Source organism: Mesorhizobium sp. M1423 (genome assembly GCF_040317575.1).
In the GTDB taxonomy this organism is placed as follows: domain Bacteria; phylum Pseudomonadota; class Alphaproteobacteria; order Rhizobiales; family Rhizobiaceae; genus Mesorhizobium.
Window position 1 is genome coordinate 1 of the sequence record NZ_JAMYKU010000057.1, and the last position, 9,825, is coordinate 9,825.

The window sequence follows — 9,825 nt, forward strand, 5'->3', positions numbered from 1 at the left end:
TTCGCGTCCATCGGCAGCATGTGAGCGCCTTTATGCTCAAGCACGGGCGTATCTATCCCGCAAGAAGGGCTGGACGATGCGCTATTTGCGCTGGCTCCAGGAGCAACCGTTCGATCACCCGGCGGCGCCGGGACATCAGATGCAGATCGACTTTGGCGACACGCGGGCGTGGATCTGCGGCGAGCGTGTTCGGGTGCACCTGTTTGTGGCGACGCTGGGCTACTCGCGTCGGCTGCATATCCGTCCCTCGCTTCGGGAGCGCCAGACGGACTGGTTCGAGGGGATGGAAGGAGCCTTCCTTCGCTTCGGCGGGGTTCCAACGGAAGTGCTGTTCGACAATCCGAAGGCGCTGGTCGAACATCACGATGCGACGACGCGGGAGGTGCGGTTCAACATGCGGCTGCACGCCTTTGCCCGCCACTGGGGATTTACGCCGCGGGCTTGTGCGCCCTACCGGGCGCGTACGAAGGGGAAGGACGAACGCGGGGTCGGCTATGTCAAGCGCAATGCGATTGCCGGCCGCCGGTTCGAGAACTGGGCGGCGTTCGAGGCGCATCTGGACCGGTGGACACGCGAGATTGCCGATCAGCGTGTGCATGGCACGACCGGCGTGGCTCCTGCGGAGCGCTTTGCCGAAGAAGCCATGGCGCTTCGCCCTCTGGGCGGACGGGCACCGTTTTGGGCAGCTGCGGGATCTCGTGCGCAAGGTCCAGGCGGACTGCGCAATCGGCCTGGACACGAACAGTTACTCGGTTCCCTGGCGGCTGATCGGGGAGAGCGTCCAAGTCGTGGTGCTGGGCGGCCGCGTTATCGTGCGTCATGCGGGCGAGGTGGTGGCGGATCATGCCTTGTGCCGCGGGCGTCGCCAACGGATTGTCGAGCGCGCGCATCTTGCCGGCGTGGTCGGCGCTGCTGCGCCGGTGCGATCGGCGCCGGCGGAGATCGTTGCGCCTTCCGCTCTGTTGCGGCCGCTGGCCGAATATGAGGCACTGGTGGGAGGCAGCTGGTGATGACGACGGTCGATCACGAGATGCTGGTGGCTCAGCTCGACCGGCTGAAGCTGACCGCGATCCGGGATCAGTTCGATACGCTGCTGGACGAAGCGGCGCGTTCGCAAATGACCTTGCGCGAGGCTTTGGCCTTCGTGGTGACGCGCGAGATCGCGCGGCGCGACGAGCGGCGCATCTCCATGGCAGGCAAGATCGCGCAGTTCCCGTTTGTGCGCGAACTCGATGGCTTCGACTTCGACGCGCAGCCGTCGCTGGATCAGCGCCAAGTCCGGGAGCTGGCGACCTGCCGCTGGATTGCTCATGGCGACACGGTCCTGTTCCTTGGACCTCCAGGTACGGGCAATCCGAACAGGCAATAATACGTCCATGGCCTGAGCTTGCAGGGAGTATATCGGCGCGGCATCTCAGGCGCTGCGGACAAGAGGCGCTGGATGTTTCTTTGAATAGAGATAACGCCGACCTCGCTTCGGGCGAAAGGGCAGCAAACCGTCCGGGGGAATCTGGGTTCGCGGATCAGCGGCAGCTCGATGACGGGCGAATACGCGGACATACCCCAGCCGTCTCGCGCAATGCGAAGGTTGCGCGCGCGATGGTCGCTGAGCCCCTGCCAGTTCCGTAGCGATGTGTGGCGTGTCGTTGGCCTTCAGGAACGCGCTAAATCGATCATCCCGTTCTGTCTCTCGCAGCTTGAACCCCAGCCCTCGCCGCATCTCGATGTACTCCTGAACAGCCTGTCGGAGTGTGCTCATAGGGCTTCTCCCGGCCATGGCAAAGCTAGTGTTCGCAACGCGTCGAAATCGACCTTGGCGTAGATCGCTATTGTCTGCAGATGACGGTGTCCCAGAACTTCGCCGATCTCACCCAGCGAGGCGCCGCCACTCAGCATCTCTGAGGCGAGCCCGTGCCGGAACTGGTGGGCTCCCGTTGTGAGAGCGTCGATGCCCGCCCTCTTCAGGGAGCGTCGGACGACGCAACCAAGTCCACTCGGCCCCTTGAACCCGCGGATCGGAGCTTTGTCGCGCAAAAAGACACGACGGCTGGCATTGCGCGGGCGCGACTTCCGCAAGTAGTCGGCGATCGCCTCGCCAACATCCACCGGCAACGGAAGGTCGTTGCGTTGATCGTTCTTGCCACGCACACGGATTTCCGTTACCCAATCGATGTCACCGAGCTTGAGCGACACCACCTCGCTCGATCGTAGTCCCAATCGCGCCAATGCTAGGATCATCGCATAGTCGCGGCATCCGATGGGCGTATCCCGATCGATGCTGGCGAGCAAACGAGTTACCTCATCGCGACCGATCGCGCGGGGAATGGACGAAGTGACCAGTTGGCTACGAAAGGAACCGCTGCTGCTAACTTTGAGGTGATGTCACCCCGATAACGCGCATAGGAGAGAAACGACCGCAGTCCGGTGGTCATGATCTTCGCGCTTCGCATGCTGATACGCGGAACGTTCCGTTGCAATAAATCGGTCACTCGACGGCACGCAATTGTGCGAGCGACACCTCACCATCGCTGAAGCGAAAATTGAGAAAATCTCGGGCGACTGGCCGATAATCTATGATCGTTGGATGAGACAGCGCACGTGCGTGTTGCAACACCGCTCGTATGCCAGCACATGTTGTTCAACCGGTGATCGGTTGTACTCGGCCTTAATCTCTTCGGCGATTGCGTTCTGGCTTCGTAGAAAAGCCAACAGATGTCGAAGAGCTGTGCCGTCTCCACGCTTTGGCCGTTGCGCTCGGTCCAGCAAATAACGCTCAGCATACTCTTCACTTACGTCGCTTAGCCCAATCCCCTTCTCCCGGAGCGACGTACTGAAGCCTGCAGCCATCAGCACCTGGTTTCTCAGGGAAACAAGATCGTAGCCTCGATCGACGAGCCAATCGGCAAACGTAACGCGTCACCGGGCCCTCTGGTGACCGCGACAGCGCCAATCATCATTGATGAAATACTTCATTGTTTGCTCCCTTTCCAAGCTGGATTGCCGGAGGGGCTACAAACTATCTCTACATGTTATCGTGGGTGTCGCCTCATGTTTTGAGGCACAGCGCTGCCATGGAGCTGCTGCAGGCGAGTGTCGATTGTTCGGTCATCGCCCTACGGCTGAGGTTCCTGGAGCTTTTCGCACTTTCTGCCTCGCGCCATCAGCCGAACTTCGGGCACTGGTGAAGGAGGTCGGGATGTATGAATCTGCTGTGGGGCAAGCTTGATTGACACACTCACGCATCGGAATTCATATAGGGGCCTCTCGCCGGGTTTCCGGGGGTGGAGCCCACCGGCCCGCTTCGCCGCCCCCGTCCGAGTCTCTTCGGGAGGACCGATCATGTGCGCACGTGAAAGGCGCGACAAACGCGCCTTAAGGTTAGCGCTGGTCCTCTTCGACACCATAACCTCGTCGAGCGCGCCTTCCAGCGTATCGCTGACCGGGTTCGCAAGATCACGCATGCCGAGATTGTGGACTATGTACTTAACTTAGCGCAAGCAAAGCGGGATATTGAATGATCAAGCTGGCCTCCTTTGACATCGGAACCTCCAAAATTCGTCGAGAGGCTTGGTGCCACACGGCCCGGTGCCAAAACGTTGCAACAAATCCTTCAACTAAGTTTACAGATCTTTGCAACCGCAAATGGCTGCCGATGGTACCTTCGCCACAAGGTCTGATTTAGGCACGGCTGAAAAAAGCTGCCGGCTCGTCGACCACCACATAGCATCAATGTCGGAGTCATTAGCCAATGGCAAGAAGAGCGCTCATCATGGTGGAAGGTTCAATGGGTAATGGTCCGCTTTACGTCCAAGCGGCCCGGCATCTTGGTCTTCATCCAATTACGTTGGCGGCTGATCCCGCCCAATACGGCTATCTTGCGGGGGAAGGGATTGATGCTATCCGTGTCGATACAGAAAATCTAGATGCGCTGATTCGCGAATGTTCCCGTCTGCGTGGTACCTATCGCATTGCTGGCATCACTGGCTTTCCGACACCCGACGAGTCGGTCTATGCTACAGTTGGTGATCTCTGCGGGTACTTCGATCTACCGGGACCGAGCCCCGCATCGGTTAAACAATGCTGCGACAAATTCATTCAACGTCAGCTCCTTGCGGAAGCGGGCGTTCCAATACCTGCTTATCGCTTGGCTGTGGATGCAGCGGATGTAGACACCTGTGCTGCGGAAATCGGTTTGCCTGTCGTTGTAAAGCCAGCCGTAGGCGGCCAGAGCAGCACCGGCGTTCGATTGTGCCGCGAAGTCGACGAGGTAGCTGAACATACGGCCTACCTGTTGGGCGGAAAGCACATATGGCGATCTTCGCCGAGAATCTTGGTTGAAGAATTCGCAGAAGGTCAATTCTACTGCGCTAACACATTTGGAAATGACGTCATTGCGATTGCCTCTGCTAAGTTTGGCCCTCCACCGCATTTCGTCTTTCTCGAGTACACCCATCCGGCCCCGCTCACGGACGTGGAATACAAACGTATCTCCAATGTTTCGCTAAGTTGTTTGCGAGCTCTCGGCCTTGGCTGGGGCCCAACGAACATTGACCTATTGTGGACGAAGCATGGGCCAGTAGTCATTGAAGTCAATCCGCGTCTTGCTGGCGCGCCCGAATCTAAACTGATTCAGCTGGCTTACGGTGTCGATCTCGTCACCGAGCACATCAAACTTGTCATCGGCGACAAATGCTGCCTCCAGAGAAGGCATTCGCGCACTGCGGCCGTGCGGTTGCTAAATGCCGATCGCGATGGCAACCTCGATCGGATCGCAGGAGTCAGCCGGGCAGCTGCCGTCTCAGGTGTCGCCGAGGTCGAACTTTATCAAGAACCCGTGACGCCGGTCGTGAGGAGAGGCGATTACCGAGACTGTATTGGACATGTGATCGCCTCTTCACCGAGCCTTGCCCAGACCGAGGTGATACTTCAACGTGCCGTCGACTTGATCGATATTTCGATCACCCCATTTGCGGCACACGGCGAACAGAAATCGGCAAGCGCTCAATCGCGATCGGGTTCTTCATTCGCCGGACGAGGAAATCAGGCCGAAGATCAAAGCTGAGCACGATTCCGCTTAGAATGTTTTTGCTTGCTCCGCGTGCCTAGCCGCAACCTTCTCAGTCTGGATCTGAACAAGAATGTCGAAACACCTTGGGCGTCGCCATGCCGTGGCCGGTGACCGGGACAAGCGGCGCAAAAATAAGCCTGCCCCAATTCGGCACGAAAGTTGCTTCGATGATTTTGGCAGGTGGACGTCCGATTTGCCTCCTTCATTTGACCAGTGTTTCGGTTTGGATCCGCCTCGTCTAGAGCGGTGGTCTGGAGAGGACGACTTGGGCACTCCGTTGCTTGGCCGTGACTGTGGAATTTGCCAGTGCTGCGGATCGGCCTAGGTGTCGACGCGCGGCGAGGACATCACCGCGGCGCTGGAGGTGACCCCGGAATCGGTGGAAGGTCACCCAGATGCTGCGCGAGAGGTTCTGGCGCCGCTGACGTGCTCCCCGTTTTTGTCCGCATTTATAAGTTAGCCAGTTCACGATTTGAGGTGCTCCCCGTCTTTGGATCGCCCCGGGCCGGAACTTCCAGGGGTAATGCTCCGATACCATTCTCTGGACCGCCGGAAGGTAGAGTTTCCCGGCTTTCTCGCGATGCCGGGCTGGCGGCGCCATCGGGATTGAGCAACGAGATCGGGGCCTTGTGCCCGATCGCCCCATGCGGGCGCACCTCGTTGTACAACTCCGCGACGGAACACCCACGGAACCGGCCCGGAGCGCGAGTTCTCTATCCATGGCATCCTTGGGCGGGTCGCCAGGTCCATATTCATGAAGTGATCGACAAGAACGAAGCAGAGGTTTTCCGCTGCAGTCTTTCTGGCCGGGTATCGGATCGCTTGCTGGAGGTTCCCGGGTGGATGTTCGATCGGAGCCTCAGCGCGAGCTGGCGCATCACGACTGCTCCGCACGTCTACCTTGCCGCGCTGGGCACCCTGGCGAAACTGCTCCACGACACGGGGGCCCCATCGCAATCGCCGGAGGTGGGCGCAGCATTGGGCTGTCACGCGAATCGGGGAGATGTCCATGCCGCGCCAGCCCACGACATACCAGTTCGATCTGTTCTCGAAGCCGAACGACGCCGACACGGTGCAGACGCCGCAATGGCAGGCGCTGCCGGCTGAGGCGCGCCGATCAGTGACGAAGCTGATGGTCAGCTTGATGCTCGGACACGTCGACGGCGAGGGTGCCGCAAAACGGGAGGGCGCGGATCATGATGCATGAGAAGATTGGGCCGCATCATCTGGAGCGCAAAGCGATCCTGTATGTGCGGCAGTCGTCAGCCCATCAGGTCCTGCACAATCGTGAGAGCAGCATGCTTCAATATGCGATGCGCGACCGCCTGACGGTCCTTGGCTGGTCTCGCGTAGAGACGATCGATGACGATCTCGGCCGTTCCGCCGCCGGCGGCGTGGTACGCGCCGGCTTCGATCGGATGGTCGCCGAGGTTTGTCTCGGCAAGGTCGGGGCGGTTGCGGCACGGGAGGTGTCGCGGTTTGCCCGCAACAGCCGCGACTGGCAGCAGCTTATCGAGATGTATCGTGTCGTCGATACCGTGCTAATCGACCAGGAGACAGTCTATGCGCCGCGTCAGGGCAATGATCGGCTGCTGCTGGGATTGAAGGGCAGTCTCAACGAGTATGAACTCGATCTTCTGCGCCAGCGTTCGCTGTCGGCCCGCTACGAGAAGGCCCGCCGCGGCGAACTCGTCGTCGCAGCCCCTGTCGGCTTCGTGAAGGTCGGCGATCGGCTTGAGAAGGAACCTGATCGGCGTGTGCAGGAATCCATTACCCTCTGTTCGACAAGGTTGCCGAGCTCGGCAGCGCCCGTCAGGCCTTGATGTGGTTCCTCGAGCATGGGCTGGATTTGCCCGCCAAGCGCAACAATGGCGACGTGGTCTGACGCAGGCCGAGCTATGCGACCATCCACCGGATGATCGAGAACCCGATCTACGGCGGCGCCTACGCCTATGGTAAGACTCGTGTCACGCCGGGATTTGGGCGATCCGCCGTTAGAGCAGGTATCCGCCGCAGGACGCGCGAGGAATGGCTGGCTCTGATCCCGGACAGCCATGAGGGCTATGTCAGTTGGGAAAGGGCAGAGGCGATCCGCAAGATGGTGAGCGACAACGTGCCCACGAGCCGGCATCACGGGGCGCCCAAGCATGGCGACGCTCTGCTCGCCGGGCTTGTCCGCTCCCGGCGCTGCGGCCGCAAGCTCACGGTGCGGTACACGGGCACCAAGCACAACATTCCGCGCTATTCCTGCTGGCGGGGTCTGCTCGACAATGGCGAGCCGCGATGCATCGCCTTTGGCGGACTGCGCGTCGATGATGCGATAGGCGCAAGCTGCCAATCGTCGTGACCAGGTCCGGGACGCCGTCAGTCGGGATCTTGAGGCTGCCCGCTACGCTGCCGACCGGCCCTTCCGGCAATATGACGCGGCCGATCCCGAGAACCGGCTGGTCGCGGCGGAACTGGAAGCGCGTTGGAACCAGGCACTCATCCGTGTCGGTGAGATCGAGAACAAGATCGCCGCGCATGATGCCGCGACGCCGAGGCCATCACCTGTGTTGGCAACGGGCATCACGGCGCTGGCCACAGACCTTCAGGCTGTCTGGTCGGGCGCCAACAACGGACGCCAGGCTCAAGAAGCGCATCGTGCGCAGTCATTCAGGAGGTGGTCGCCGATATCGACGATAAAGCCTCCGAGATCGTGCTGCTGATCCACTGGATTGGCGGCGCCCATACCGAACTGCGCCTGCCGAAGCGCCGGCGTGGACAGCGCAACAGCACCTCTGGTGATATCATCACAGCCATCCGGCAACTGGTGCTGATCGCCAGCGATGATCTGATCGCCGGCATTCTCAACCGCAACGGCCTGGTGACCGGGCATGGCAATCGCTGGACACGGGAGCGGGTCACCGCACACAGATCGCATCACAAGATCCCGGTCTTCCGGCCGGCACCGGATGGGACCGAGCCATGGCTCAACCTGAACAAGGCGGCGCGCCTCCTCGGCGTTGCACCGAAGACCCTCAGACACGCCGTCGAAGCAGGCGAGATCGAAGGCATTCATCCTCTACCGGGTGGACCGTGGATCTTCAGCCGATCAGAACTTGGAAAGCCGCGAGCCCAGCAGATTGCTCATCGCGCGCGACAGAACCCGAAGTACCCCGCGGGATCGCACCCCGATCAGCAAAACCTATTCCCTTCAACGGTATAGACAGATGGGTGTTATGAAACAGGATTCTAGTATCTGCGCCAATCCTGCAACTTTTCGGCGGCGATCCTGCGGTCTGTCGCGTCTCGTTGATCCGGTTGTGGATCCTGGCGACGCTGGCGACCACGGCGTGATCGGCTGCAGCCCCTTTGGCCAAGACGTCGCGCGGCAACCCGATGAGCGGGCACATCCAGTATTGTGCGATTTCCGCAAATGTATAGTTGTTTCAAGTAATACGGGCGATTGAGTGATATTAATGCAACGGCTACTTCGGTATGTGGCTGGAAAACGGAATTTGAACAAGGGGCGAGGGGCTGATCAGCCACTGCGAAGCCAATCTGGGATCGGAGATCGAGGAAAAGGACCTGCCTGATTCCGGGCATAGGCCTGCCGTCGATGAACTGAGCCAGGGGAAATACATACTTGCGAGAGCCTCTCTGAAAGGCAACCACATCATTATGCCGCTGCCGCCAATGCAGCGTGGACCGCGGCATTCCAAACGTCTCTCGAGATGCGTCGACCCCGCAACTGGACCGGCCCACTCTGCAATGCGCGCTCCTTCTCTCGGGCAATCTTTCTGAACCAGATGCCCGGGCGGATGATCGGCTGGCCGGGGTCGCGAAGCGATCTCACACGCCTGGGCATTTAGCCGTCGCGCTGCTTCGGCCTCGATCCTACCTAGAAATTCGGCGGCCACGGCGGTCAAATCGTTGGAAGGAGAATCCGAAGGAGCAACAACCGCCTTGTCATCCTGCCTCGCGCCATCACATTGGGCAAGAATGCGCTGGACCTCACTCATGACAAAGCTTGAAAGCTCGGTCTGGCGCTTTTCATCCCCAGATCACTCGACCCGGACATTGGCTTTCCCAGTTGCATTCCATCAGCAAGCCGCCGAAAGAGCGTCGAAGACATGTAGTTTGGAGGACGGCGATGTGTTATGCTTTCGCATGCTCGCGACCTAGGCTGAAAAATTCACGGTGGGTTGGCGGATGTGCTTTAAGCCATTGAAATGACGCAGGACTTGGTTGCTAAGGCCGATCCGAATCATTCCGGAGACCACACCCGCCATGAATGATCTTACGCTGCCGCTGAGCGGCTTGTCATCTGTCGGCGGCAAGTCCGTCGTCGCCCGTTTCGACGGCGGCATGCTGTCGTCGGACAGTGGCGTTCTGGCTCTAGCAGAGGTGGAGAAACGACTGCGGGTGGCCGACCGTCTGGCGCGCTGCATCGATGATCCACGCAGCCCAGACCAGGTCATCCACAACCTTACAGATATGATCGGCTTCCGCATGAAGATGATCGCCGCCCGTTACGAGGATGGCAACGACGCCAACCGGCTGCGTTCCGACCCGGTCTTCAAGATAGCCCAGGATGCGCCCCTCGGGTCGGGATCTGGCGTCGCAATCGACGATGTGTCGGCTGGAGAACCTACCCCATGTGCGCTCGCTGCTCGCCATGGGCCGGACGATGGTCGACCTCTACTGCGCCTCCTTCTGGCAGATTCCGAAGCGGATCGTGCTCGACATCGACGACACGTTTGACGCCGTGCACG

At 60.1% G+C, this 9,825-nt stretch carries 7 protein-coding genes and 3 pseudogenes; 8 read left to right on the top strand and 2 right to left on the bottom strand.

The window, feature by feature from the left end; translation table 11 throughout:
• Nucleotides 1-124 precede the first annotated feature (124 nt).
• Nucleotides 125-1,010: pseudogene (istA, locus tag NKG95_RS33590) on the top strand (IS21 family transposase); the annotation flags it as partial.
• Nucleotides 1,010-1,351: pseudogene (locus tag NKG95_RS33595) on the top strand (ATP-binding protein); the annotation flags it as partial. The pseudogenes istA and NKG95_RS33595, both read left to right, overlap by 1 nt.
• Before the next feature lie 404 nt (nucleotides 1,352-1,755).
• On the opposite strand, the gene NKG95_RS33600 reads toward NKG95_RS33595, so the two are convergent.
• Entirely contained in the window at nucleotides 1,756-2,340 is a 585-nt protein-coding gene (locus NKG95_RS33600; RefSeq protein WP_353043802.1) for a site-specific integrase, read from the bottom strand.
• A gap of 1,408 nt (nucleotides 2,341-3,748) precedes the next feature.
• Between NKG95_RS33600 and NKG95_RS33605 the strand changes: the two genes are divergently transcribed.
• From NKG95_RS33605 to NKG95_RS33625, 5 genes are all read left to right on the top strand, one after another.
• The gene (locus NKG95_RS33605) at nucleotides 3,749-5,062 is read left to right on the top strand and encodes an ATP-grasp domain-containing protein (protein WP_353043798.1); all 1,314 of its coding nucleotides are present in this window, start codon (nucleotides 3,749-3,751) and stop codon (nucleotides 5,060-5,062) included.
• A gap of 1,015 nt (nucleotides 5,063-6,077) precedes the next feature.
• The gene (locus tag NKG95_RS33610) at nucleotides 6,078-6,275 is read left to right on the top strand and encodes a hypothetical protein (RefSeq protein ID WP_352596704.1); all 198 of its coding nucleotides are present in this window, start codon (nucleotides 6,078-6,080) and stop codon (nucleotides 6,273-6,275) included.
• Nucleotides 6,265-6,891, top strand: coding sequence for a recombinase family protein (locus tag NKG95_RS33615; RefSeq protein WP_353043799.1), 627 nt, complete (start codon nucleotides 6,265-6,267; stop codon nucleotides 6,889-6,891). Before NKG95_RS33610 ends, NKG95_RS33615 begins: the two co-directional genes overlap by 11 nt.
• A gap of 92 nt (nucleotides 6,892-6,983) precedes the next feature.
• Entirely contained in the window at nucleotides 6,984-7,415 is a 432-nt protein-coding gene (locus tag NKG95_RS33620) for a recombinase family protein (protein WP_353043800.1), read from the top strand.
• 315 nt (nucleotides 7,416-7,730) lie between these two features.
• Nucleotides 7,731-8,276 carry a helix-turn-helix domain-containing protein gene (locus NKG95_RS33625; RefSeq protein WP_353043801.1) on the top strand — a complete coding sequence of 182 codons (546 nt, stop codon included), beginning with the start codon at nucleotides 7,731-7,733 and terminating at the stop codon, nucleotides 8,274-8,276.
• Nucleotides 8,277-8,302: 26 nt separating this feature from the next.
• On the opposite strand, the gene NKG95_RS34405 is transcribed toward NKG95_RS33625, so the two are convergent.
• Complete coding sequence (locus NKG95_RS34405; protein ID WP_502914019.1) at nucleotides 8,303-8,767, bottom strand: antitoxin Xre/MbcA/ParS-like domain-containing protein; 465 nt, start codon at nucleotides 8,765-8,767, stop codon at nucleotides 8,303-8,305.
• Nucleotides 8,768-9,340: 573 nt separating this feature from the next.
• Between NKG95_RS34405 and NKG95_RS33630 the strand changes: the two are divergent.
• A pseudogene (locus tag NKG95_RS33630) lies at nucleotides 9,341-9,825 on the top strand (transposase); the annotation flags it as partial.

Coding starts and splice junctions, on each gene's coding strand:
- NKG95_RS34405 (WP_502914019.1), bottom strand. CDS start 8,767: ATGCCGCGGTCCACGCTGCATTGGCGGCAGCGGCATAATGATGTGGTT.
- NKG95_RS33605 (WP_353043798.1), top strand. CDS start 3,749: ATGGCAAGAAGAGCGCTCATCATGGTGGAAGGTTCAATGGGTAATGGT.
- NKG95_RS33615 (WP_353043799.1), top strand. CDS start 6,265: ATGATGCATGAGAAGATTGGGCCGCATCATCTGGAGCGCAAAGCGATC.
- NKG95_RS33620 (WP_353043800.1), top strand. CDS start 6,984: ATGATCGAGAACCCGATCTACGGCGGCGCCTACGCCTATGGTAAGACT.
- NKG95_RS33610 (WP_352596704.1), top strand. CDS start 6,078: ATGCCGCGCCAGCCCACGACATACCAGTTCGATCTGTTCTCGAAGCCG.